Annotated in this window: 21 protein-coding genes and 1 pseudogene; 15 read left to right on the top strand and 7 right to left on the bottom strand. The window is 63.8% G+C overall.

What is annotated here, in order from left to right; translation table 11 throughout:
• Nucleotides 1-87 precede the first annotated feature (87 nt).
• The 5 genes from ABMA59_RS21790 (at nt 88) to ABMA59_RS21810 (ending at nt 4,616) form a co-directional block, all read left to right on the top strand.
• Nucleotides 88-846: an alpha/beta hydrolase gene (locus ABMA59_RS21790; protein ID WP_349007591.1), complete on the top strand. Its 759-nt coding sequence runs from the start codon at nt 88-90 to the stop codon at nt 844-846.
• A gap of 196 nt (nt 847-1,042) precedes the next feature.
• Complete coding sequence (locus tag ABMA59_RS21795; protein WP_349007494.1) at nt 1,043-2,713, top strand: FAD-dependent oxidoreductase; 1,671 nt, start codon at nt 1,043-1,045, stop codon at nt 2,711-2,713.
• Complete coding sequence (locus ABMA59_RS21800) at nt 2,713-3,018, top strand: UBP-type zinc finger domain-containing protein (protein WP_349007495.1); 306 nt, start codon at nt 2,713-2,715, stop codon at nt 3,016-3,018. The genes ABMA59_RS21795 and ABMA59_RS21800 overlap by 1 nt, the downstream gene beginning before the upstream one ends.
• A gap of 125 nt (nt 3,019-3,143) precedes the next feature.
• The gene (locus tag ABMA59_RS21805) at nt 3,144-4,109 is read left to right on the top strand and encodes a VOC family protein (RefSeq protein WP_349007496.1); all 966 of its coding nucleotides are present in this window, start codon (nt 3,144-3,146) and stop codon (nt 4,107-4,109) included.
• A gap of 84 nt (nt 4,110-4,193) precedes the next feature.
• A complete protein-coding gene (locus tag ABMA59_RS21810) occupies nt 4,194-4,616 on the top strand; it encodes a putative quinol monooxygenase (RefSeq protein WP_349007592.1) in 423 nt (140 codons plus the stop codon).
• A 12-nt stretch (nt 4,617-4,628) separates the two neighbouring features.
• Here ABMA59_RS21810 and ABMA59_RS21815 read toward each other — a convergent pair.
• From ABMA59_RS21815 to ABMA59_RS21830, 4 genes and pseudogenes are all read right to left on the bottom strand, one after another.
• Nucleotides 4,629-4,944 (bottom strand): annotated as a pseudogene (locus ABMA59_RS21815) (2Fe-2S iron-sulfur cluster-binding protein); the annotation flags it as partial.
• Nucleotides 4,945-5,045: 101 nt separating this feature from the next.
• The gene (locus ABMA59_RS21820) at nt 5,046-5,414 is read right to left on the bottom strand and encodes a response regulator transcription factor (protein WP_425475963.1); all 369 of its coding nucleotides are present in this window, start codon (nt 5,412-5,414) and stop codon (nt 5,046-5,048) included.
• A gap of 115 nt (nt 5,415-5,529) precedes the next feature.
• Nucleotides 5,530-6,180, bottom strand: coding sequence for a response regulator transcription factor (locus tag ABMA59_RS21825; protein WP_349007498.1), 651 nt, complete (start codon nt 6,178-6,180; stop codon nt 5,530-5,532).
• A complete protein-coding gene (locus ABMA59_RS21830; RefSeq protein WP_349007499.1) occupies nt 6,180-7,616 on the bottom strand; it encodes an ATP-binding protein in 1,437 nt (478 codons plus the stop codon). Before ABMA59_RS21830 ends, ABMA59_RS21825 begins: the two co-directional genes overlap by 1 nt.
• 453 nt (nt 7,617-8,069) lie before the next feature.
• On the opposite strand from ABMA59_RS21830, the gene ABMA59_RS21835 reads away from it, so the two are divergent.
• Genes ABMA59_RS21835 through ABMA59_RS21845 form a run of 3 tightly spaced genes read left to right on the top strand, consistent with a single transcriptional unit; the run spans nt 8,070 to nt 11,578 of the window.
• Entirely contained in the window at nt 8,070-8,786 is a 717-nt protein-coding gene (locus tag ABMA59_RS21835; RefSeq protein WP_349007500.1) for a helix-turn-helix domain-containing protein, read from the top strand.
• A 60-nt stretch (nt 8,787-8,846) separates the two neighbouring features.
• Nucleotides 8,847-9,998 carry an HlyD family secretion protein gene (locus ABMA59_RS21840; protein WP_349007501.1) on the top strand — a complete coding sequence of 384 codons (1,152 nt, stop codon included), beginning with the start codon at nt 8,847-8,849 and terminating at the stop codon, nt 9,996-9,998.
• Nucleotides 9,999-10,012: 14 nt separating this feature from the next.
• The gene (locus ABMA59_RS21845; protein WP_349007502.1) at nt 10,013-11,578 is read left to right on the top strand and encodes a DHA2 family efflux MFS transporter permease subunit; all 1,566 of its coding nucleotides are present in this window, start codon (nt 10,013-10,015) and stop codon (nt 11,576-11,578) included.
• Nucleotides 11,579-11,602: 24 nt separating this feature from the next.
• On the opposite strand, the gene ABMA59_RS21850 is transcribed toward ABMA59_RS21845, so the two are convergent.
• On the bottom strand, nt 11,603-11,821 hold the full coding sequence (locus ABMA59_RS21850; protein WP_349007503.1) for a hypothetical protein: 219 nt from the start codon (nt 11,819-11,821) through the stop codon (nt 11,603-11,605).
• Between the two features lie 141 nt (nt 11,822-11,962).
• Between ABMA59_RS21850 and ABMA59_RS21855 the strand changes: the two genes are divergently transcribed.
• Nucleotides 11,963-13,456, top strand: a complete 1,494-nt coding sequence (locus tag ABMA59_RS21855; RefSeq protein WP_349007504.1) for a winged helix-turn-helix domain-containing tetratricopeptide repeat protein — start codon at nt 11,963-11,965, stop codon at nt 13,454-13,456.
• Nucleotides 13,457-13,534: 78 nt separating this feature from the next.
• Here the strand turns inward: ABMA59_RS21855 and ABMA59_RS21860 are convergent, their stop codons facing one another.
• Nucleotides 13,535-14,257 (bottom strand): YoaK family protein, encoded by a 723-nt coding sequence (locus ABMA59_RS21860; RefSeq protein ID WP_349007505.1) that lies wholly within the window; start codon nt 14,255-14,257, stop codon nt 13,535-13,537.
• Nucleotides 14,258-14,529: 272 nt separating this feature from the next.
• On the opposite strand from ABMA59_RS21860, the gene ABMA59_RS21865 reads away from it, so the two are divergent.
• The 6 genes from ABMA59_RS21865 to ABMA59_RS21890 all read left to right on the top strand — a co-directional run bounded on the left by ABMA59_RS21865 (nt 14,530) and on the right by ABMA59_RS21890 (nt 21,804).
• Nucleotides 14,530-15,774, top strand: a complete 1,245-nt coding sequence (locus ABMA59_RS21865; RefSeq protein ID WP_349007506.1) for a cupin domain-containing protein — start codon at nt 14,530-14,532, stop codon at nt 15,772-15,774.
• 94 nt (nt 15,775-15,868) lie between these two features.
• Nucleotides 15,869-16,384, top strand: a complete 516-nt coding sequence (locus tag ABMA59_RS21870) for a Dps family protein (RefSeq protein ID WP_349007507.1) — start codon at nt 15,869-15,871, stop codon at nt 16,382-16,384.
• A 109-nt stretch (nt 16,385-16,493) separates the two neighbouring features.
• Nucleotides 16,494-16,958, top strand: coding sequence for a nuclear transport factor 2 family protein (locus tag ABMA59_RS21875; RefSeq protein WP_349007508.1), 465 nt, complete (start codon nt 16,494-16,496; stop codon nt 16,956-16,958).
• Between the two features lie 174 nt (nt 16,959-17,132).
• Nucleotides 17,133-19,430, top strand: coding sequence for an FdhF/YdeP family oxidoreductase (locus ABMA59_RS21880; protein WP_349007509.1), 2,298 nt, complete (start codon nt 17,133-17,135; stop codon nt 19,428-19,430).
• A 312-nt stretch (nt 19,431-19,742) separates the two neighbouring features.
• A complete protein-coding gene (locus tag ABMA59_RS21885; protein ID WP_349007510.1) occupies nt 19,743-20,573 on the top strand; it encodes an alpha/beta fold hydrolase in 831 nt (276 codons plus the stop codon).
• A 280-nt stretch (nt 20,574-20,853) separates the two neighbouring features.
• Complete coding sequence (locus tag ABMA59_RS21890) at nt 20,854-21,804, top strand: GGDEF domain-containing protein (protein WP_349007511.1); 951 nt, start codon at nt 20,854-20,856, stop codon at nt 21,802-21,804.
• 55 nt (nt 21,805-21,859) lie between these two features.
• On the opposite strand, the gene ABMA59_RS21895 is transcribed toward ABMA59_RS21890, so the two are convergent.
• Nucleotides 21,860-22,771 (bottom strand): SMP-30/gluconolactonase/LRE family protein, encoded by a 912-nt coding sequence (locus ABMA59_RS21895; protein ID WP_349007512.1) that lies wholly within the window; start codon nt 22,769-22,771, stop codon nt 21,860-21,862.
• Between the last annotated feature and the right edge of the window lie 108 nt (nt 22,772-22,879).

The following is a 22,879-nucleotide window of genomic DNA, read 5'->3' on the forward strand; positions in this document are numbered from 1 at the left end:
GAATTCACTGCCCTTTCCTCGACGAACCGCAGCGGAGAAGGTCTTGGATCCGATAGAGGTCAACTGAGACGCTTTGGAGACAGCATGATGAAACGCGCAGTCACGGGTTTGCTTGCCGCCATGATCGCCACCGCCTCCGCTGTCAGCGCCTCTGCTGCCGAGAAAGCGGTTTCGATCGTGCTCGTCCACGGCGCCTTCGTCGATGCCTCCGGCTGGCAGGCGGTCTACGACATTCTGTCGGCGGACGGATACGAGGTGCTTGCCGTCCAGAACCCGACCGTCACCTTGCAGGGTGACGTTGAGGCCACCCGGCAAGTCATCGCCAGAGCCAGCAAGCCGGTGGTGCTGGTCGGCCATTCCTATGGCGGCGCGGTTATCACCGAGGCCGGCGGCATGCCGAAGGTGGAGAGCCTGGTCTACCTCGCCGCATTCGCGCCCGAGGCCGGAGAGTCGGTGTTCGACATCGCCACGGCGCCAACCCCCGGCGAAGACAAGGCGCCGCTGCTGCCGCCATCCGACGGCTTCCTGCTGGTGGACCAGGAAAAGTTCCCCACCGCCTTCGCAGCCGATGTGGATGGCGCGAAGACCCGGTTCATGGCGGACGCGCAGGTGCCGTGGGGGCTCGGCGCCGTACAGGCCAAGATCACCGCTCCCGCCTGGAAGGACAAGCCGACATATTTCATGGTGACGACGAGGGATCACATGGTCCCGCCTAGTCAGCAGCGCGCAATGGCGAAGCGCGCCGGGGCAAAGGTCGCGGAGATCGATAGCAGTCACGCGGTGATGCTCTCGCATCCACGCGACGTGGCCGCCTTCATCGCCAGCGCGGCAGGTAATTCGAACTGACGGAAGCAGTGGCGGCACATCGCGCCGGCCGTTTAGGGACCGGCGTGACAGTTCGCAAATTATCGGGAAGGCTCTTGTCCCGGCGCCAATTCCCCGCGCCGTTCCACACCGGAAGCCCATTCCGACAGAACCCGGAACGGAGTATGAAGAGGTCGATTGCACGTCTGAACCGAACCGCCCGGCCATAATGGGAAACATGGCGAACCTCCCCCGTCACGCCCGCTACGATCAGATGTTCCCGGTTCTGGAGCCGCGCGACATCGAGCGACTGATGCGTTTCGGCACGAACGTGACGTATGACGCCGGCACGCGGCTGGTAACGACCGGCGGACTGGCGCCCGGTTTCGTCCTCCTCCTTTCCGGCGAGATAGAAGTCAGCCAGCGGACGGCCCTCGGCCAGCGCCAGGCGATCGTGACCTATGGAGCGGGCCAGTTCACGGGTGAATTGGCTCAGCTGTCGGATCGCCCGTCGCTGGTCGATGTGGACGTGATCCAGGATACTAGCGCGTTCTTGATTGCGCCCGACCGTCTGCGCGATGTGCTTGTACAGGAAGCCGCACTGGGCGAACGCATCATGCGCGCGCTCATCCTGCGACGGACGAATCTGCTGGAGCTGTCAGCCGGCGGACCGGTCATTCTCGGACGGTCGGACAGCGCGGACGTCCTGCGCTTGCAGGGTTTCCTGCGCCGAAGCGTGCAGCCTCATCGTGTCCTCGACCTCAATCGCGATCCCGACGCCGCCGCCTTGGTCGAGCGTTTCCATATCGACGTCCATCATCTGCCGATCGTGCTATGCCCGAGCGGCAAGATCCTGCGAAATCCCGGCGAGAATGAACTCGCCCGCTGCCTCGGCCTCGTCCGGCGCACGGACGACAACAAACTTTACGACGTGGCGATCGTCGGCTCCGGGCCCGCCGGGCTCGCTGCGGCGGTTTATGCCGCGTCCGAAGGCCTGTCGACCATAGTTCTCGATTGCCGTGCTTTCGGCGGCCAGGCAGGTGCGTCGTCACGAATCGAGAATTATCTCGGCTTCCCGACCGGCATCTCAGGCCTGGCGCTGATGGCCCGAGCCTATAATCAGGCGCAGAAGTTCGGCGTCGAAATGGCCATTCCGGACGAAGTACGTTGCCTCGGTCTGGAGCAAGACGGCGCAAGCCCCACCTTTCGGCTCGAAGTCGGCGACGGCAACAGGGTGAGGGCTCAAACCGTGGTCATCGCGAGCGGCGCAAGATACCGGAGGCTCAATCTCGCCAACATCGCCCAGTTCGAGGGTGCGTCGGTACATTATTGGGCTTCGCCTATCGAGGCACGTTTGTGCGAAGGCAAGGAGGTCGCGCTTGTCGGGGCCGGAAACTCCGCCGGTCAGGCGGCCGTCTATCTGGCAAGCCAGGTGGCCAAGGTCTGGCTGCTCGTTCGAGGCGCCTGTCTTGCGAGTTCAATGTCGAGCTATCTCATCGAGCGCATCCAGGCGCAGCCGAACATCAAGGTGGTGCTGCGCACGGAAGTCACGGAACTTTTGGGTGACGAAGGCCTGACGGACGTCAGTTGGCGGAATGCCGATACCGGCGAGCAAACGCGGCGACCGATCGGCCACCTTTTCCTGCTCGTCGGGGCCGATCCGAATACGGACTGGCTTGCCGATTGTGGTGTGGCGGTCGACCCGAAGGGTTTCGTCACGACCGGGGCCAACGGCCGCCATGCTCTGGAGACAAGTCTGCCCGGAACGTTCGCGATCGGGGACGTCCGTGCCGGATCGATCAAGCGCGTGGCGTCGGCGGTGGGGGAAGGTGCGCAAGTGGTCGCCGCCATTCATGAATACCTGTCTCAGGGGCGAAACCTGCAGGCATTGTCAAAGGGAGTTTCCTGATGGCGTTCGAGTGTAGCCATGCAGAGCACGTCAAGGATGTGACCCCGAGTGCCCTCGGCTGCGAGGAATGCCTCAAGACGGGGTCATGGTGGGTGCATCTGCGGCTGTGCAGAACCTGCGGCCATGTCGGTTGCTGCGACGACTCCCCCAACCGCCACGCCACGGCTCACTTCCGAACCACGGGCCATCCGGTCATAGAAGGCTATGATCCGCCTGAAGGCTGGGGCTGGTGCTACGTCGACGAAATTTTCATCGACCTCGGCGATCGCACCACGCCTCAGCGGAAACCGATACCAAGGTTCTAGCAGACAAGAATGAACGTCGGGCCAGGCAAAGGTTGCTCCTTCTGCCGCGCTGCATTTGCGAAGCGCCCGCGACGTCGCAACGACCCGCGGGAGTTCCATGAGCCCGATCGGACGTCCGCGCGCACATGGCTCGGGGCGCGACAATCTCCTACGTTTTACCTGTTTTAACAAGCTGCGGAGCGGTTGCGGGATTAGGCTTCGACCTAGTTGTCCAGTGTTCGACAGGAGAAGCCATGTCTGACCATCCCGAAGCCGCCAGTGAGTTGCACGATCCAGACCGCCGCGCTGTCCTGCGCGCCGCGGGCGGCGTCGCCATTGGCGGAATCGCCGCCGCCCTCGCCACGGGCGCGCCGGCGTTCGCCACCCAGGGGACGACCGTCCCAGCCCGCGATCAGAACTCGCTCGGCGCCAGGCTCCAGGGGGTGCAGCATTTTGGCCTGACCGTTCAGAACATGGAGCGTGCCTACGAGTTCTACACCGAGGTGCTCGGTGGAACGGAAGTGTTCCGGCATGGCGACTTCCAGGGAGATGCTGTCCAGAACACCCTGCTGGCCGACCAGGAAATCTTCGCCATCGAGCTTGGCGTCAACCCAGGAACCATCGGCGTGCCGGATCTCAGGGGCGGCGCGCAGCGCCTGGACGTGCGATTTATCCAGTTCGACAATGTCGTGATCGAGCTTTTGCAATACCGCGACGCCGACCAGCCGATGGGCGGTCCCAAGGCGTTCGCCGAACCGGTGCAACATATGAGCCCGGCCTTCCCGCGCATGATGCACATCTGCTTCTATGTGCGCGACGAAGTCGATTTCAACCAGTTCATCACCGATCTCGAGGCCGAATCCGCGCGCCGCGGCATGACCCAGGTGCGGGCGAACAGGATCATACGCGTATCGACCGAGGATGAGCGAAAGGCCGCTCCCCAGAGCGCCAACACCAACAAAGTCACGGTCGCTCCATCGGATGGCTGGGAGTTGATCTACTGCAAAGGCCCGGAGGGCGAGCAGCTTGAATTCGTCAAGGCGCTGGGTCCGGTGAAAAAGCGGTTCGCCGACGCGCTGGAAGCGCATCAGCGCCTCGCGTCAGCAAATTGATCGATCTTGGTTTCATCCGAGCGAATTGAGCCGGTCGGGCTATCGCCCGCCGATGCTGTCCAAGGCCTCGACAAGGAGAACGGCATGATCAGAACGGTACGCCTGCCGGCCGCCGCCCTTTTGCTGGCGGGATCGCTTACCCACGCGGGAACCACGTTCGCGCAGGGTAGTGGCCCCGGTCAAGGCTACACACAGATCTCACCAGGGGCGTACTCTATCGTCGCAGAGGTTCGCGCGAAGCCCGGCAAGGAAGCCGAGTTGCGCGCCGTCACTCTTCCCCTGGTCGATCTCGTCAGAAGCGATCCGAAGAACCTCGTCTATTTCCTGCAGGAAAACCGTGAGGCGCCCGGGCATTTCATCTTCTACGAAATCTTCGCAAACGAAGCCGATTTCGAAGCCCACAACGCCATGCCCTACGTGAAGGAATGGTTCGCCAAGCTCCTGGAACTGGCCGACGGCGGGGTGAAAGTCATGCGGATGGAGATACTCGCCGCACCTGCGGAATAGCGCTTCGGCGTCGTCGGCGATGTTCGAGTAGGCGCCACAGCGGCGGATGCTGCCGCTCATACGCTCGCGCAGCTCGAAATTGGTGGACTCCACCGGCGCCGCGAGATCGCTCGTGACGTGGCTCGGGACACGGTTTTTGACCTCTTCGATCACGGCAACGGCCGAGCAGATCTGGCCGACCGTGCAGTAGCCGCACTGAAAACCTTTCATGCTTCATGAATGCAGCCTGCATCGGATGCATGTTGTCCGGCGTGCCCAATCCCTCGATCGTCGCGACACTGTCGCCGTCGTGCATGGCCGCGAGGCTGAGACAGTCGCAAGCTCGTTTGAGGTGGATGCGTTCGGCGGTTGCTGCCGGGAGACCGACGATCCTCTGTCGACTTGGCACGCCATGTCCTCTTCGACCGGGCCAAGGCTGCGGCTAGCGCATTAAGGCGAGTTCTGCGCCAGGGCCTTGTCGACGCAGGACATCAGCGAGGCCGCCTCGAAAGGCTTGCTCAGGAAACCGAAAGCGCCGGCGGCTTCGGCCCGCTTGCGCAGCCTCTCCTCGGGAAAAGCGGTGATGAAGATCATCGGAACGGTGCAGCCCCGCGCTCGCAGGGCGCATTGCAGATCGATGCCGCTCATGCCGGGCATTTGCACATCGGTGATGAGGCAAGCCGTGCGGCAGACCATCGGCGATTCGAGGAACGCCTCCGCCGATGTGAAGGTTTTAGCCTCCAGTCCGTAGGATTGGATAAGGTTCTCCGTCGCGACGCGAACTTCGTCGTCGTCGTCGATAATCGTGATCGTCGGCACTTTCCGTACTTTCTTGTTTTTGCCCATGCTTACGCACGGGTCCGGCCTGTTCAGCCGCAAACCCAGCATGGGGCAATTTGCACCGCCGCGAAACTTATACGGTGGTTTGCCCGCCTTATCCTTTGTGAATGCCGAGGCTCTCGGCCATGCGGACGAGGTCGGCCACGGAGCCGGCCTGCATCTTGCGCATCATGTTGCCGCGATGGATTTTCACGGTGATTTCCGCGAGATCCATCTCGCCGGCGATCTGCTTGTTGAGCAGACCCTTCGTTACATATTTCATGACTTCGGACTCGCGCGGGGTCAGCGCTGCATGGCGCTCGCGCAGCAGGCCGGCCGACTGGCTTGCAGCCCGGCGCTCGCGGTCCCGCTCGATGGCCACCGCGACAGCGTCCAGCATATCCTGGTCGCGAAACGGCTTTGCCAGGAAATCGACCGCGCCGGCCTTCATGGCGCGCACCGACATCGGGATGTCGCCGTGGCCGGTCATGAAGACGATGGGCAAGTGCATCTCAAGCCTCGCGAGCTGGCCCTGGAAGTCGAGGCCACTGACGCCGGGCAGGCGTATGTCGAGCACCAGGCAGCTCGGCACGTCCGGCAGCTTCGCCCGCAGCAGTTCCGGCGCCGAACCAAACACCGAGACCTCCATCCCGACCGACTGGAACAGATTGGCCAGCGCGTCGCGCAGGTCGGCGTCGTCGTCGACAACGATGACCATCGAACGGACCGGCTCCTCGGCCTTGGGCGGTTTTGACGAACCGGGCATCAGGCATCTCCTGTGGCAGCATCAGGCAATCGCACGATGAAAGTGGCGCCGCCGCGCTCATTGGCCGATGCCGAGATCTGGCCATGGTGAGCCTCGACGATCGAGCGGCTGATCGAAAGTCCCATGCCCATGCCATTGGCCTTGGTGCTGTAGAAGGCGTTGAACAGCTTGCCGGCTTTCTCCGCATCGAAACCGGCTCCGGAATCGGTCACCTCCAGTACGACATTCTGGCCGTTCTCGGCCATCTCGCGCCGCGTCGCAATGCGCAGCCGGCGCGGGCCTTCGACATCGTCCATGGCCTGCAGCGCATTCATCACCAGGTTGATTATGACCTGCTGAAGCTGCACGCGGTCGCCCAGCACCGCCTGCAAGGCTGGATCGAACGACAGGTCGAGATCGACGCGCCTCTCCGCGATTTCGCGCTGCACCAGAAGCAGCGTATCGTCGACGGCTTCGTTCAGGTCGAGCGGCAGGTGCTCGGCTTCCGACCGCCGCGCCAAGGCGCGCAGTCGGGCAATCACGTCGCTGGCCCGCCTAGCGTTGGAGATCATCTTTTCCAGCGACATCCGCGCCGCGTCGATATTCGGCGGCTCGCGCGACAGCCAGCGCAGCCCCGCGTCGCCATTGGTGACGACCGCTGCCAGCGGCTGGTTGGTCTCATGGGCGATCGAGGCGGCAAGCTCGCCCAGCGTGGTGACTCGGGAAACATGCGACAGCTCCGCCTGCGCCTTGTGGAGCGCGCTCTCCGCCTCGCGGCGCTCCGTGATGTCGCCGTTGGTCTCCATGGTCGCCGCCGGCCTGCCGTGCTGGTCGCGATGCAGCGACCAGCGGCTCAGCACCTTGAGTTCCGAACCGTCTCGGCGCGTGTGCGAAAGCTCGCCCTCCCAGCGCCCGGTCTCCAGAAGTTCGGCTTGCAGCCGCGCCAGTTCGATAGGGAACCTCGTCTTTAGAAATTCGGCCGCCTTGCGCCCGACCGCGTCCTCGGCCGGCCATCCATACAGCCGCTCGGAGCCGCGATTCCAGTAGGTGATGGTGTCCCCGGCGTCGCGCACGAAGATCGCATCATGGGTCAGGTCGAGCAGCGCCGCCTGATTCTTGAGCTGCAACATGGCTTCCTGGTTCTTCAGCGACAGCAGCGTCGTGACGATGATGGCACACAGGCTGATCGCGCAGCGGATCGCGGCATCGGTATCGAAGGTGTCGCTATGCCCGAACAGGAAGGCGACGAGCGTGAAGACCACGCACAGCACCGAGACCGCGATCAGCCCGCGCCGGTCGAGCGAGGCGGCGCCAAGGATGATGACCAGCGCGTAGAGCACGGCGATTGCGATGCCGAGCGAGGTCAGCGCGTCTACGACGAAGATGGCGATCGTCAGCAGGATCGCCGCCACCCCCTTTGCGGTGGACTGAGTGTGCGCGGGCACATGGATAGGCATGCGGCTTTTCCTGCGTTTCCCCTCTAACAAACGCAATATCATCAGATCTCGCAAGGCGGCCACAGGCGGTCACTCCCTTTCCGGGATCGGGATCGTTCACAACGTCGATCGGCGACCCGGCGAATTCGCCTCGGCCCGCTTTCATCGCGTTCGGCCTGCTTTTTCGATGCCCGCCGCGAAACGTCTTTCGCGAAGGCACGCCCACCCGGATACCGCCCGCCATGAGCCTAGGCAGAGCCGCGATCATACCAAGGTTTGGGGTGCTCCAACCCATCAGATGGGCCGCGAAACCCCGGTATAATTGAGCAATTCGCCCCCGGAAATATCTTGAGTCTGCAATCGCCGGTGTTTCCGGACAGGGTTCACAGAGGAAGCCAAACCGCCTTCCCCCCGAAAACCCACCGGTCGGAAATCCCAGGAGTTTCGTCTCAGGATCATTGAGGGAGATCGGACATGCCCATCAGCTCATTCACCAGCGCCTCGACCGGTTCCATCCATTCCGCTCCGGCCGGCCTGCTCGCCGCGAATGCCCACATGAACGATGTGCCGTCCGCGCCCCGCAATTCCCGGGCCACCGTGAAGGTCGGCCTTCCGCATATGGGTGTCGTCCTGTCGCTTTCAGCCGATACGGCGGATAGCGGCGGCCTCGACTTCGACATGCCCGCGACGTCCGAAGCCCTGGCATCCGATCCGGTCATGCAGCGTCTGTTCGACCAACTCGGCCACTCCGGCAGCGAAGACAGCAACGATGACGGCGCCTATGCCGACGCCATCCGCGTGGCGCTTGCCGCCCGCTGGCTCAAGCTGCGTTCAAACGAACAGTCCGAATCCACCGAGGCCCTGCAGAAGTGGCGGCTGAAGCGCGTGCTCGCCCATATCGACGAGAACCTCGGCGAGGCCGTCTCGCTGGCCGATCTGGCGCGCGCCGCCGGCCTCAGCCGTATGTATTTCGCGGCCCGCTTCCGCGCCGCGACGGGCCTGCGCCCGCACGACTACCTCCTGCAGCGCCGGATCGAGCGGGCCAAGGAACTGCTGTCACGGACCGAGGAGACGCTGGTCAACATCGCGCTCGATGTCGGTTTCCAGACGCAGGCCCACTTCACCACCGTCTTCAAGAAATTCGCCGGCAGCACGCCGGGTCGCTGGCGCGCGGACAACCGCTTCGCCTGAGCGCCACGTTTCGACGCCGGCAGTCGCGCCCACGCATTCGCCAATCGATGGGGAAATCTCATGAACGTTGTCGTCCACCCTGCGAGCCTCAAGGCGGGCACCGTTGCGCTCGCGCCTTCTCAGCCCGTGCAAGCCCCTCCTCCGCCCGTGCAAGCGCCGCCGCGACATTTGCGGCGCGTCCTGCTCGGCGCGGCCGTGGTGCTGGCGCTATGCGCCGTTGCCTATGCGGGCGAGCAATACTGGACGGTCTGGCGTTTCCAGGAATCGACCGACGACGCCTATGTCCAGGCGGACGTCGTCACCATCGCCCCGAAGGTCACCGGTTATCTCGCCACCGTTTCGGTCGCCGACAACCAGCCGGTAAGGGCCGGCGACGTGCTGGCGGTGATCGACCAGCGCGACTACCAGGCGGCCGTCGACCAGGCCAAGGCCGATGTCGCCGTGGCGCAGGCGGCGATCGCCAGCACAAAGGCTGAACTCGACGAGCAGAACGCGCTGATCGACGAGGCGAACGCCACGATCAAGGCCGACGAGGCGACGGCCGTCTACGCCGAACAGAACAACCAGCGCTTCGGCACGCTCGCCAAGACCGGATACGGAACAGTGCAGGACGCCCAGCAGGCCGCTTCGCAGATCGCTTCCGCCAACGCCGTCGTGACCAAGGACAAGGCGGCGCTGCAAGCCGCGCAGACCGAGATCGAGACCCTCAACGCCCAACTCGCCGAAGCCAATGCCACGCTCCGGCACAATCAGGCGGTGCTCGACCAGGCCGAGCTCAATCTTGGCTACACGGTGCTGCGCGCCCCGGTCGACGGCGTCGTCGGCATGCGCCAGTTGCGGGTCGGGCTCTACGTGCAGCCGGGCATGCAATTGCTGGCCGTAGTACCGCTCGCCCAGACCTACATCGTCGCCAACTACAAGGAGACCCAGCTCGCCGACGTCGCGCCGGGCCAGCCGGTCAGCATCGACGTCGACACTTTCGATGGCGTCTCCGTGCGCGGCAACGTCGACAGCGTCGCCCCGGCCAGCGGCCAGGAATTCGCCCTGCTGCCGCCGGATAACGCCACCGGCAATTTCACCAAGATCGTCCAGCGCATACCGGTGAAGATCGCCATCGACCGCACCGACCCGCTGGCCGGCCGGCTGCTGCCCGGCATGTCGGTGACCGCGACGATCGACTTCAAGCCGCCCGTCGAGACCGCCTCGAGATAGTCCGGAGTTCGGCCATGGCCGACATCACCTATGCGGCCGCGTCTCCTGCCCAGGAGGGCGCCAGCCTGCGGGCCTGGATTTCCGTGTTCGGCTGCATGGTCGGCGCACTGATCGCGGTGCTCGACATCCAGATCACCAATTCCTCGCTTCCGGAGATCGAGGGCGGCATCGGCACCGGCGCCGACAACGGCACATGGATATCCACCTCCTACCTGATCGGCGAGATCATCATGATCCCGCTGACCGACTATCTCAGCCGGGTCTTCACCTTCCGCCGCTTCCTGATCGGCAATGTCATCCTGTTCCTGATCTTCTCCATCGCCTGCGCCTTCGCTGAAAACCTCAACCAGATGATCGTGCTGCGTGGCCTGCAAGGGTTCAGCGGCGGCGTGATGATCCCGATGGCCTTCACCCGGGTGCTGACGACGCTGCCGCCGCGCCAGCAGCCGATGGGGCTTGCCGCCTTCGCGCTCACCGCGACCTTCGGCCCGTCCATCGGCCCGACCATCGGCGGCTTCCTCACCGAGAATTATGGCTGGCAATACATCTTCTTCGTCAACATCGTGCCCGGAGCGCTGATGCTCGGCCTCCTCTATCCCACCCTCGAACGGGCGAAGATGAACCTCGCCTTGCTCAGGGAAGGCGACTGGTGGGGCATCGCCTTCATGGTGGTCGGCCTCGCCTGCCTGCAGACCGTGCTCGACGAAGGCAACAAGGACGACTGGTTCGGCTCGCCGCTGATCGTCAGACTGTCGATCATAGCGGCCGTCGCCCTGTCGATCTTCGTGGCCATCGAGCTGACGGTCGAGAAGCCGGCCGTGCGGTTGCGCCTTCTCGCCCACCGCAATTTTGCGCTTGGCACCATCGCCAACGTGACCGTCGGCTTCGCGCTGTTCGGCTCGGTCTACGTGCTGCCCGCCTATCTCGACCAGGTCCAGGGCTACAATGCGGAGCAGATCGGTCTCGTGCTGGCCTGGGCCGGCCTGCCGCAACTGCTCATCATCCCGTTCGTGCCGCTGCTGCAGAAGCGTTTCGATGCCCGCCTCATCGTCTGCACCGGGCTCGTGATCTTCGCGACCAGCTTCTTCCTGAACACGCATCTCAGCTTCGACAATGGCGGAGACCAGTTCATGACCACCAACATCGTGCGCGCGTTCGGCCAGGCCGTCGTGCTCGCTCCGCTGGCGGGCATAACGACGGCCGGCATTCCGAAGGAACTGTCGGGCGCGGCCGCGGGCCTCTTCAACATGATGCGCACCCTAGGCGGCGCGGTCGGCACGGCGGTGCTCGCCACGATCATCACCAAGCGCGAGCAGTTCCATTCCAACATCATCGGCCAGTCGGTCACGCCCTATGGCGAGAACGTCCAGCAATTCCTGTCCAGGCTGCAGGCCTATTTCCTGTCGCACGGCATTTCCGACCAGAACCTCGCGCACCATCAGGCCGAGATCCTGCTCGGCAAGCTCGTCGCGCAGCAATCGCTGATCATGGCCTTTTCGGACACGTTCTTCATCATGGGCCTGGTGCTGCTGGTGGCCGCCGTGGCCGTGGTTCTGACACGCAAGCGGCCGGCTACATGACGGCGGGCGCACAATGTCCCAAAGTCACCAGTCGGGATCCCGGCCATCCAGATCATCGTCGGAAGCGACCTGCGGCCGGCGACGGTGAATCGTATAGGGCTCCACATAGGCCATGTTGATTGCATCGCCGAGCAGACCGAACATGGCGGCCAGCGATGCTCCAATTTTGAGCATCGGAATTTTCAGTCGCTGCAAGTCAGGGCGGCGGATGACGATCGGGGCGATACCAGGGATATCGGTCATGGTGTCCTCCTGTGGCCCCGAGAGTGACACCGCTTTCCGGTCAGGTCCTTGGCTAGAACCTGAAGAGACCTGAAACACTCCTGAAGTTCGCCATCAGGTTCATCTTGGATTATCTTGTCCGCGAGGGTGGATTCTTGGCCAATGGACCTGGAATTTGGAGACTATCGCCTGAAACGCGCCGAACGGCTGCTGCTGGGGCCGAACGGGCCGCTGGAGCTTTCGGCGCGTTCCTTCGACATCCTCGCCCTGTTGCTCGACAGGCCCGACGAAGTGATTGGCAAGACCGAACTTTTCGATGCGGTCTGGCCCGGCGTGGTGGTCGAGGAAAACACGCTGCAGGTCCACATTTCGGCGCTGCGAAAACTGCTGCCCGCCGAGATGATCGCGACCGTGCATGGCCGCGGCTACAGATATGCCGGTCCCAGGCCCTTCATGGCTACGGCGGAGGCTACGGCACCGATGAGGCCGTCCATCGCCATACTTGCCTTCGACAATATGAGCGGCGACCCGGAGCAGGACTATTTCAGCGACGGCATCACCGAGGACATCATCGCCGAGCTTGGCAAGTACAAGGAGTTTTTGGTCATTGCGCGCAACTCCTCGTTCCAGTTCCGCGGCAAGGCGCATGACCTTTCAGAGGTGGCAAGCAAGCTTGGCGTCCAATACGTCGTGGAAGGCAGTGTGCGCAAGATCGGCAACCGGGTGCGGATCACCGTGCAGCTAACCGATGCGTCGTCGATGGCGCATATCTGGGGCGAACACTACGACCGGGAACTCGACGATATCTTCGCCATCCAGGACGAAATCACCCGGATGATTGCGGCGCGTCTCGCCCGGCAGGCCAGAACCGCGATTGCGTCGCGCGCCAGGGCCCGGCCGACCGACAATATGTCGGCCTATGACTTTTACCTGCGGGCGCTGCAACTGGCAGCCACCTATGACTACGACACGGTGCGCGAAGCTGAACCCTTTCTGCGCCAGGCGGTAAAACTCGACCCGCGGTTTGCTGCTGCCCACGCCTTGCTCAGCTTTGTGGAGACCCTCAAGTTCTTCTGGATCTTTTACAATCCCGACCTTTTACGCCCCGGACTGGAGATGGCGAAAACCGCGTTGCAGCTTGACCCCGACGAGGCGTACGGCCATCTCGCGACCGGCTTTGCTCTCTTGTACCTGCGCCAATTCAGACAGGCTGAAATCAGTCTTGACCGTGCGGTTGCCCTGAACCCGAACGACCCGCTCATTCTGAGCATCCGTGCGCTTTTCCTCAATTACACGGGCAGGCAGGAGGAAGGACTCGGCGAAATAGCCGAAGCCCAGCGCCGCGACCCATATGCCGTGGGATGGTATGAAGACTTTCGCGGCATCCTGCTGACGACGGCTGGGCGCTATCGCGACGCAATTGGCTGCTACGCGAAAATGGCTGATGTACCGCGGTGGTCGCTCGTCCGTCTTGTCGTCTGCCATTCCGAACTCGGCGAAATCAGGCAAGCGCGGGACACCCTGGCAAAAGTCAAGGCACATTATCCCGGGCTACGCCTTGACGAGATCGTCGATGCGGAAGTGGACTTCTATGAGGATCCCGCCGTATGCATGCGTTACCGCGCGATCCTGCGGCGCGTCGACGGCCAGGAATAAGGTCGCTGGCTGTGGTCCACCGCGAACCCCAGCGACCCGCGGAGCAGCAAGTCGGCGACATTTTTGAAACTTGGGCCTTCAGGTCGCGCGGCGGACAAACCAGATCAGCGCCATCAGGCTGAGCAGGATGGGCAGCATCAGCGCCGACAGCCCGACCTGCCATTCCAGCACCCCGCCGGCCGCACAACCGACGATGAAGCCGAAGATCTGAGGAAATGTGGATGCGACCTTGCCGCGCGCTTCGGCCCGTTTCTCCATCGGGCCGGCAGTGGCTTCCACGGCGGCAATCGTGAAGCGCCCGACATTGGTGGTCAACACCGAGGTCGAGGCGACGCCCGGCAGCGAGGTCTGCACCAGTACGGTCTGGACGGCCATGGCAGCAACGCCGCACATGCCGGCCGCCACGGCCCAGGGTGCGTTCATGCCGAAGGATTCTCCCAGCGGAAGGCTGAGCAGAAAGAACATCAGCAGGAAGACGAACTGCGCCACGAGGAATGCATGCGCGGATATCCGCCTGCGATCGAGCGTGAGACCGAGCAGCCTGGCAAGTGCGGCCACGGCCATGAACATCGGCACCGCGAGCAATTGCCCCACGCCGGCCTCGCCGCCGGCAACGAGATGGCTGGTAAGCACGACGATATTGCCGGTGATATGCGCGGTGAACAGGCCGTGCAGGCCCAGGAACCCGATCGCATCGGTCGCGCCCGCCGTCGCGCTGAGCAGGAGCAGCAGTGCCAGGTCGTGCGGAGCCTCGCGCTTCCCGACTGAACTGCCAGTCTTGGCCTGTGGCTGATGGCTCATCCTCGTCCCCCGTTTGCCCCCGCCTCGCGCAACACCATAGCTCGTGCATCGGTGCGAAAGCCTCCTTACACGGGATCGGGACGCCATTCTTTCCGTATCGGTTGTATTTTCCGGCTGGCGCCCGCGCGGAGCTCCCGGCATTCTCGAAACAGGGCCGGCATTCCCAAAATACCAAGAGCCCTCCTTAAGCGACTATCACTTCCACCAACACCGAAGCGACCGCGAGGCAACGCCGATTTCCGAGCGAGCCCGAGCAGAGAGGAGACAATGCGATGGACCAGATTTCACGCCGCGCGGTGCTGGCGCTGGGCGCGGTCGGAGGCGGCGTGCTCGCCGCGACCGCCCATGCGGCCACCTTCGGCAATCCCGATCAGCCGGCGGAGGGCGCCGTCAACGCCAATCCCGCCGGGCTTTCCGATCCCGGGCCGAAGAACCCCGTCCTCGAGAGCCAGTTCCCCTCGCGCGGCAGCCCGCCGGCGACCGACATCGGCGACATGCCGCAGTTCTGGTCGTCCTTCAGCACCGCGGCCAAGCGCATCCAGGACGGCGGCTGGGCGCGCCAGATCACGCAATCGGACTTCGCAATCTCGGAGGCCGTCTCCGGCGTCAACATGCGGCTCGGCCCCGGCGGCATCCGCGAGATGCACTGGCACCTCGCCGCCGAGTGGGCGATCATGACCAACGGCCGCTGCCGCGTCACGGTTCTCGATCCGCAGGGCCGCGCCTATGTGCAGGATGTCGGCGTCGGCGACCTCTGGTATTTCCCGGCCGGCTATCCGCACTCGCTGCAGGGGCTCGGGCCGGACGGCTGCGAATTCGTCATCGTCTTCGACCAAGGCAACCAGTCTGAATACAACACGCTGCTCGTCACCGACTGGCTGGCGCATACGCCGCCGGATGTGCTGGCGCTGAATTTCGGCGTACCGGCCGACACCTTCAAATCGATCCCGCTGAACGATCTCTGGATTTTCCAGGGCAAGGAGCCCGGCCCGCTGGCGGACGACCAGGCCGCCGTCGCCTCGGGCGGCACGCCGCCGGAGCCCTTCACCTTCCGCCTCGGCCAGTCCGAGCCGCTCCGCAACGGCAAGTCCGGCAAGCTGCAACTGGCCGACAGCTCGACCTTCAAGGTTTCCAAAACGATCGCCGCCGCGCTGGAAACGCTGGCGCCCGGGGCGGTACGCGAGATGCACTGGCATCCCAACGCCGACGAATGGCAATATTGGATCGAGGGCGAAGGCCGCATGACCGTGTTCGACGCCGGGCCCCGCGCCCAGACAGGCGACTTCCACGCTGGCGACATCGGCTACGTCAAGCGCGGCCAGGGCCATTTCATCCAGAACACCGGCACCACCGAGTTGCGCTTCCTGGCGGTGTTCAAGATCGCCGAATACCAGGAGATCAGCCTCTCCGACTGGCTCACGCACACGCCGCCGCAACTGGTCGCCCAGCATCTCAACATCGACCCCGCCGTGCTGACGAAATTCCCGAACGATCGGCCCGGCATTCTGCCGCGCTGATCCGTGAAGAGGCTCGCCTCGTCACAAAAAGCGCCTAGATTTCCGCTCGCGTTATTTCCTCCGATCCAACCGCCGAACAAAAAAGGACCTTACCATGACCACCGACACCGCCCGCCTGCGCACCGCAAAACTCCGCACCCCGTCCGACCTAGGCGAGAATGCCGCCAAGGACATCTCCGCCGCGCTTACCGCCCTGCTTGCCGACGCCTTTGCGCTCTACATCAAGACCAAGAACTTTCACTGGCACATGTCCGGCCCGCATTTCCGCGACTACCACCTGTTGCTCGACGAGCAGGGCGAGCAGATCTTCGGCATCACCGACGACATCGCCGAGCGTTGCCGCAAGATCGGGGGCACGACACTGCGCTCCGTCGGGCAGATCGCCAGGGAGCAGCGCATCCCCGACAATGACGCGGCCTATGTGACGCCGCGCGACATGCTGGCCGAGCTTGCCCAGGACAACCGCACTTTCGCGGGCTTGCTGCGTTCCGCGCACGCCGTGGCCGAGGAGCACGGCGACGTGGCCACGACCAGCCTGCTGGAGGTCTGGATCGACGAGGCCGAGCGGCGCACCTGGTTCCTGTTCGAGGCCGGCCGGTCGACCGACTGAGCCGCAAGCCGATCGGACGCGGCGGGCCAAATGATAGCGTGCCGCGTTTGATCCGCCGGCCTGTGCCAAGCAGGTGCTCTCGTGTTTCGTTTCTGAGAGGAATGCAATCATGTCCCGCCCGCCCCTGCCGCCCTTCACGGAACAGACTGCCATCGAAAAGGTGCGCTTGGCCGAGGATGGCTGGAACAGCCGTGATCCCAGTCGGGTTGCGCTCGCCTATACCGTGGACAGCGCCTGGCGCAATCGCGCCGAGTTCGTGACGGGCCGGGAAGCCATCGAGGCTTTTCTCACCCGCAAATGGAACAGGGAACTCGATTACCGGCTGATCAAGGAACTTTGGACATTCGCCGGCAATCGCATCGCCGTCAGGTTCGCCTACGAATACCATGACGACAGCGGCCAGTGGTTCCGCGCCTATGGCAACGAGAACTGGGAGTTCGAACCGGACGGGCTCATGCGCCGCAGGATTGCCAGCATCAACGAACATCCGATCGCCGAAGCCGACCGGAAGTTCCATTGGCCGCTGGGCAAGCGTCCGGACGATCATCCCGGTCTGAGCAGCTTCGGCTTTTGAGGTCCCGGCGCGCAGGCATTTTTTCTTCACTGCACTACCCGCCGCACCAGTCGGACCGTCGCCGCGGAGGGCCGGCGTGCAAATCGGAAAGCAGCGAACCTGTCGGAAAGATCATGCTGAACAGCGCCGGTACCATCCGGCATCTCCATGACAGCCCACCACAAGGGGGACGACATGCCTGGCAAGAAGTCCATTCGCCGTTACAACGAGCCGGCCGGCGGTTGGGGCGCTCTGAAGGCGCTCGGAGAGCACCTCCTCGAGCAGGATATTCCGGTCAAGGGCGCGACCACGCTGCTGCGCATGAACCAGCCGCTCGGCTTCGATTGCCCGGGCTGCGCCTGGCCCGATCCGAAACACACCTCATCCTTCGAGTTCTGCGAGAACGGCGGCAAGGCGGTCGCCTGGGAGGCGACGGCGAAACGCTGCACGCCCGAATTCTTCGCGGCCCACACCGTCACCGAGCTTGCGTCTTGGAGCGACTACGAGCTGGAAATGGCCGGGCGCCTGACGCATCCGATGGCCTATGACGCGGCCAGCGACCGCTATCTGCCGGTAAGCTGGGAAGACACCTTTGCAACCATCGGCCGGCATCTCTCCACTCTTCCCGATCCGAACATGGCGGAGTTCTACACCTCCGGCCGCACCTCCAACGAGGCCGCCTTCCTCTACCAGCTCTTCGTGCGCGAATACGGCACCAACAATTTTCCCGACTGTTCCAACATGTGCCACGAGGCTACCAGCGTCGGCCTGCCGCTGTCGCTCGGCGTCGGCAAGGGCACGGTGCTGCTCGACGATTTCGACAAGACCGACTGCATCTTCATCTTCGGCCAGAACCCCGGCACCAACAGCCCGCGCATGATGACCAGCCTGCGCAACGCCTCGCGGCGCGGCGCCACCATCGTCTCGTTCAATCCCTTCCGTGAGCGGGCGCTGGAGCGTTTCCAAGCGCCGCAGAGCCCGATCGAGATGGCGACGTTGACCTCCACCCCGATCAGCTCGCGCCTGCATCAGGTCAAGGTCGGCGGCGACGTCGCGGTGGTCAAGGGCCTGATGAAGGTGCTGGTCGAGGAGGATGAGCGGCTGCGCGCCGAGCACCAGATCGAGGCCCTCGACTGGGATTTCATCCGCGGCCACACTCTAGGGATCGAGGCGCTCGTCGCCGATCTCAAGGCGACACGCTGGGAAGACATCGAGCGGCGCTCGGGTCTTACCCGTTCGGCGATCGAGGAAGCCGCCCATGTCTACATGAAGGCCGAGAAGGCGATCATCGTCTACGGCATGGGCATCACCCAGCACCGGCGCGGCACGCGCAACGTTCAGCAGCTTGCCAATCTTTGCCTGCTCAAGGGCAATATCGGCAAGGACGGCGCCGGCCTCTGCCCGGTGCGCGGCCACTCCAACGTGCAGGGAGACCGCACGGTCGGCATCACGGAGACCCCGACCGCCGAATTTTTGGGCCGGCTGGAAAAACGTTTCGGCTTCAAGCCGCCCGCCGCCCACGGCCACAACGTCGTCACCGCGCTGGAGGCGATGATCAAGGGTGAGGCGCGTGTCTTCATCGGTATGGGCGGCAACATCGTCGCGGCGATCCCCGACTGGCAGGTCACGCGGAATGCGTTCCGCCGCCTCGACCTCAGCGTCCACGTGTCGACAAAACTCAACCGCAGCCACATCATCCATGGCCGCGAGGCGCTGATCCTGCCTTGCCTCGGTCGCACCGAGATCGACGTGCAGGCGACAGGCCCGCAATCCATCACCGTCGAGGATTCCATGTCGATGGTGCATGCCTCGACCGGCATGAACACGCCGGCCTCAGAGCATCTGATGAGCGAACCGGCCATCGTCGCCGGAATGGCGGGCGCGACACTCGGGGAAAGCTCGGTGGTGGAATGGGAAAAATTCGTCGCCGACTATGACCTGGTCCGCGACGCCATGGAGGCGGTGTTCCCGTTCTTCCAGGGCTACAATGCCCGCATCCGCGTGCCCGGCGGTTTCCATCTCACCTCGACGGCGCGCGAGCGCATTTGGGCGACCGCTTCCGGCAAGGCGAATTTCCTTCTGTTCGATGGGCTGGGCGAGGATCCCGAGGAGGCCGAGGACGTGCTGTGGCTTACCAGCGTGCGCAGCCACGACCAGTACAACACCACGCTCTATTCGCTCTCCGACCGGTATCGCGGTGTCTTCGGCCAGCGCGACGTGCTGTTCATCAGCGCCGAGGAGATCGAGAAGCGCGGCTTCAAGCCGGACGACCGCGTCGACCTCGTCACCGTGTCGGACGACGGCGTCGAGCGGGTGGTCCGCAACTTCAAGCTGGTGGCCTATGCGTTCCCGGCCGGTGGCTGCGCGGCCTATTATCCCGAGATCAATCCGCTGGTGCCGCTTGCGGCGCACGACCCGATGAGTTTCACGCCATCCTTCAAGGGCATCCCGATCCGCATCGTGCGGGCGCCGGCTGAAGTCCAGGCGGCATGACCATGGACGCGGTCATCCTCGCCCGGCTGCAGTTCGCCTTCACCAGCGGCCTCCACATCCTGGTGGCCGACGGTGATGATCGGGGCAAGGGGCCTGCGGAACAGGTCGGTCAGGCCGTGAACCGCGGCCGGTTGCGCGTCGGGATAAAGCAGCAGGCCGATTTCGGCGACGATTTTGGGATTAACCGCCATTCCGTCAGTTTTGCCTTGCAACTTGTCAGTTCCGCCCATCGTGATGATGAGCGCGAAAGGCTATTTCGTCCATATCGAGAGCGAGCGATCCTGTCGCCTCGGACACCAGGAGAAGAGAGAGATGACCACGATCACCACCAAGGACGGCACCGAGATCTACTACAAGGATTGGGGCTCCAAGGACGCGCAGCCGGTCGTCTTCCATCACGGCTGGCCGCTCAGCGCCGACGATTGGGACAACCAGATGCTGTATTTCTTGGACAAGGGATTCCGCGTCATCGCGCATGACCGCCGCGGCCACGGGCGCTCGACGCAGACCGCGACCGGCAACGAAATGGACACCTACGCCGCCGACGTCGCCGAACTGGCCGAGGCGCTCGACCTCAAGAACGCCGTCCATATCGGCCATTCGACCGGCGGCGGCGAAGTGGCCCACTATGTCGCCCGCGCAAAACCCGGCCGCGTTGGCAAGGCGGTGCTGATTGGTGCCGTGCCGCCGATCATGGTGAAGTCGGACAAGAATCCCGGCGGCTTGCCGATCGAAGTCTTCGACGGTTTTCGCGCAGCACTTGTCGCCAACCGCGCACAGTTCTACATCGACGTTCCCGCCGGGCCGTTCTACGGTTTCAACCGTCCGGGTGCGAAAGTCTCTCCGGGCGTCATCGACAATTGGTGGCGGCAGGGCATGATGGGCGGCACGAAGGCGCATTACGACTGCATCAAGGCGTTTTCCGAGACCGACTTCACCGACGACCTGAAGACCATCGACATGCCGGTGCTGGTCATGCATGGCGACGACGACCAGATCGTGCCTTATGCCGATTCGGCCCCGCTGTCGGCCAAACTGCTGAAGAACGGCACGCTGAAGACCTATCAAGGCCTGCCGCACGGCATGTGCACCACGCATCCCGAAATCGTCAATCCCGACCTGCTCGCCTTCATTCGAGGCTGATCAAGGCCTGAGAGCGAGATTCGAGCCGGTTCGCCGGCTCGAATTGTTTTCATTGGTGAATCTCGACCCGCATCCCCGGCGAACCTAGCGGACAAGGCGGCAGGTGTTTTCGATCGCCGTCAACCTGTGGCCGCAATCATCATTGTATTGATCGCGGGTAAGCGTAATACATTCCGCAGGGGACGCCTTTGTGCGTCGCGGGATGTTGAGCGGATGTTAACAGGCCGACGCCATAGTTTCGGACTTGTGCCACGGCTTGGTTTCGCTTGGTGAGGCTCGGGTGAAAACCTCTGACATCGAGATAGACCCCAAGCTTCTGGCGATGCTTGCCAGCGCCTTGGGATCGGGGCAGGTAGGCGTTTGCCTTTGCGACGACAACGACGATATCCGTTACGTCAACCAGTCGTTCCGCACGACATTCTTTCCGGATTGGCCGGGCCAGCCCGCCAACTTCGTCGACGCTCTGGCCGACGCCATCAGGTCGGGACGAGGCGTCAAGCTCGTATCCATGTCACTGGAGACATTCGTCCCGAGGATAAAGCAGCGCCGCAAGAGCGGAGAGCCGCGCTACAATTTCTCCGTCGACATGGTCGATGGAAGCTGGTGGTGGGTGAACGACTGCCGACTGGACAATGGCTGGATGCTGGTCATGGCCACGGAGATCACCACGCTCAAGAATGAGGAGAGCAGGCTTCGCGACGCGCACGCGGTCGCGCTGCAAGCTGCCGAAACGGACGTACTGACCGGGCTGCCGAACCGCCGCAGCGGCATGGCGACGGCCGACGCGGCGCTGAACGAGTTCAGGGTCAGCCGGCTGCCGCTGTGTTTCGCAGTGCTCGACATCGACCACTTCAAGTTCATCAACGATACCTATGGTCACGTCATCGGCGACGAAGTGCTGCTGCACTTCGCCAAGTCGCTGGTCGGCAGCATGGGCTCCCGCGCCAAGGTAAGCCGCCTCGGCGGCGAGGAGTTCCTCGTCGTCATGCCGGAGACGTCGCTGTCGCTGGCCGAACAGTTCCTCGACCTGTTCATGCGCACGCTGCGGCCCTACGAAGGCACACCTTCGCACCCGCCCGTAAAATTCACCTTCAGCGCCGGGGTGGCGGCGGCCAATCACGGCGACGATCTCCGATCTCTGTTCAGCCGCGCCGATCTCGCTCTCTACGCCGCCAAGAAAAACGGCCGCGGCCAGATCAAGGTCGATCGGGCCGCGTCGAACGTCGCATAGGGCCAACCGGCCGCGGGCGGCGCCCGACCGGGGTGCGCCGAATCCGCCTGAAGCGTCAGTAGGTCTTTGCGCCGTTCACCATCAGGCGCACGCTGTAGAGCGAGGTCGTGCCGCAGATATAGAGCACGTTGCGCTTCGGCCCGCCGAAGACGACGTTGGCGACGACTTCCGGCACCTTGACCTTGCCGATCAGCGTGCCGTCCGGATCGTAGCAATGGACGCCGTCGGCCGCGCTCGTCCAGATGCGGCCCTCGGAATCGAGGCGAAAACCGTCGAACAGTCCGGCCGTGCACTCGGCGAACACCCGGCCGCCGGAAACCTTGCCGGCCTCGTCGACGTCGAACACCCGCATGTGGGCGGGGTGGTGCGCGCCATGGGTGCGGCCGGTGTCGACGACGTAGAGCTGGCGCTCGTCGAGCGAAAAGGCGATGCCGTTCGGCCGCACCATGTCGGTGATCACGGCGTCGACCGCGCCCGTGCCCGGATCGACCCGGTAGACGTAGCAGGCGCCGATCTCGCTCTCGGCCTTGTCGCCCTCGTAGTCGGTGTCGATGCCGTAGGCCGGGTCGGTGAACCAGATCGAGCCGTCAGAGCGCACGACCACGTCGTTCGGCGAATTCAGGCGCTTGCCGTTCCAGCGGTCGGCGATGGTGGTGATCGAGCCGTCGAACTCGGTACGGCTGACGCGCCTGCCGCTATGCTCGCAGCTTACCAGACGGCCCTGCCGGTCCGTTGTGTTGCCGTTGGAATTGCCACACGGCTCGCGGAAGACACTGACGCTGCCGTCGGTCTCGTCATAGCGCAGCATGCGGTTGTTCGGGATGTCGGACCAGACCACATAACGCCCGGCCGCGAAATAGGCCGGGCCTTCCGCCCAGCGGCACCCGGTGAAAAGTTTATCCACCTGCGCGCTGCCGTTGAACAGGCGCGCAAAGCGCGGATCGAGGATTTCGTGATAGGTACCCATGGTCCCCCCTAGATTGTCAGTGCAGGCCTGGACATTCGCCGAAACGTCTGTCTCCTCCCGCGAATTTTTTTGCCCGGCCGCCGGCATTTTGGAAATCGGGCAGGCTTG

Origin of the sequence: Mesorhizobium yinganensis (assembly GCF_040081985.1) — a bacterium.
GTDB classification, from domain to species: Bacteria; Pseudomonadota; Alphaproteobacteria; order Rhizobiales; family Rhizobiaceae; genus Kumtagia; species Kumtagia yinganensis.

What these genes read in the sequence shown, in the direction of transcription:
- ABMA59_RS21805 (WP_349007496.1), top strand. Translation starts at nt 3,144, where the DNA reads ATGGCTCGGGGCGCGACAATCTCCTACGTTTTACCTGTTTTAACAAGC.
- ABMA59_RS21885 (WP_349007510.1), top strand. Translation starts at nt 19,743, where the DNA reads ATGACCACGATCACCACCAAGGACGGCACCGAGATCTACTACAAGGAT.
- ABMA59_RS21835 (WP_349007500.1), top strand. Translation starts at nt 8,070, where the DNA reads ATGCCCATCAGCTCATTCACCAGCGCCTCGACCGGTTCCATCCATTCC.
- ABMA59_RS21840 (WP_349007501.1), top strand. Translation starts at nt 8,847, where the DNA reads ATGAACGTTGTCGTCCACCCTGCGAGCCTCAAGGCGGGCACCGTTGCG.
- ABMA59_RS21850 (WP_349007503.1), bottom strand. Translation starts at nt 11,821, where the DNA reads ATGACCGATATCCCTGGTATCGCCCCGATCGTCATCCGCCGCCCTGAC.
- ABMA59_RS21795 (WP_349007494.1), top strand. Translation starts at nt 1,043, where the DNA reads ATGGCGAACCTCCCCCGTCACGCCCGCTACGATCAGATGTTCCCGGTT.
- ABMA59_RS21895 (WP_349007512.1), bottom strand. Translation starts at nt 22,771, where the DNA reads ATGGGTACCTATCACGAAATCCTCGATCCGCGCTTTGCGCGCCTGTTC.
- ABMA59_RS21880 (WP_349007509.1), top strand. Translation starts at nt 17,133, where the DNA reads ATGCCTGGCAAGAAGTCCATTCGCCGTTACAACGAGCCGGCCGGCGGT.
- ABMA59_RS21870 (WP_349007507.1), top strand. Translation starts at nt 15,869, where the DNA reads ATGACCACCGACACCGCCCGCCTGCGCACCGCAAAACTCCGCACCCCG.
- ABMA59_RS21800 (WP_349007495.1), top strand. Translation starts at nt 2,713, where the DNA reads ATGGCGTTCGAGTGTAGCCATGCAGAGCACGTCAAGGATGTGACCCCG.
- ABMA59_RS21860 (WP_349007505.1), bottom strand. Translation starts at nt 14,257, where the DNA reads ATGAGCCATCAGCCACAGGCCAAGACTGGCAGTTCAGTCGGGAAGCGC.
- ABMA59_RS21875 (WP_349007508.1), top strand. Translation starts at nt 16,494, where the DNA reads ATGTCCCGCCCGCCCCTGCCGCCCTTCACGGAACAGACTGCCATCGAA.
- ABMA59_RS21865 (WP_349007506.1), top strand. Translation starts at nt 14,530, where the DNA reads ATGGACCAGATTTCACGCCGCGCGGTGCTGGCGCTGGGCGCGGTCGGA.
- ABMA59_RS21830 (WP_349007499.1), bottom strand. Translation starts at nt 7,616, where the DNA reads ATGCCTATCCATGTGCCCGCGCACACTCAGTCCACCGCAAAGGGGGTG.
- ABMA59_RS21825 (WP_349007498.1), bottom strand. Translation starts at nt 6,180, where the DNA reads ATGCCCGGTTCGTCAAAACCGCCCAAGGCCGAGGAGCCGGTCCGTTCG.
- ABMA59_RS21810 (WP_349007592.1), top strand. Translation starts at nt 4,194, where the DNA reads ATGATCAGAACGGTACGCCTGCCGGCCGCCGCCCTTTTGCTGGCGGGA.
- ABMA59_RS21845 (WP_349007502.1), top strand. Translation starts at nt 10,013, where the DNA reads ATGGCCGACATCACCTATGCGGCCGCGTCTCCTGCCCAGGAGGGCGCC.
- ABMA59_RS21790 (WP_349007591.1), top strand. Translation starts at nt 88, where the DNA reads ATGAAACGCGCAGTCACGGGTTTGCTTGCCGCCATGATCGCCACCGCC.
- ABMA59_RS21855 (WP_349007504.1), top strand. Translation starts at nt 11,963, where the DNA reads ATGGACCTGGAATTTGGAGACTATCGCCTGAAACGCGCCGAACGGCTG.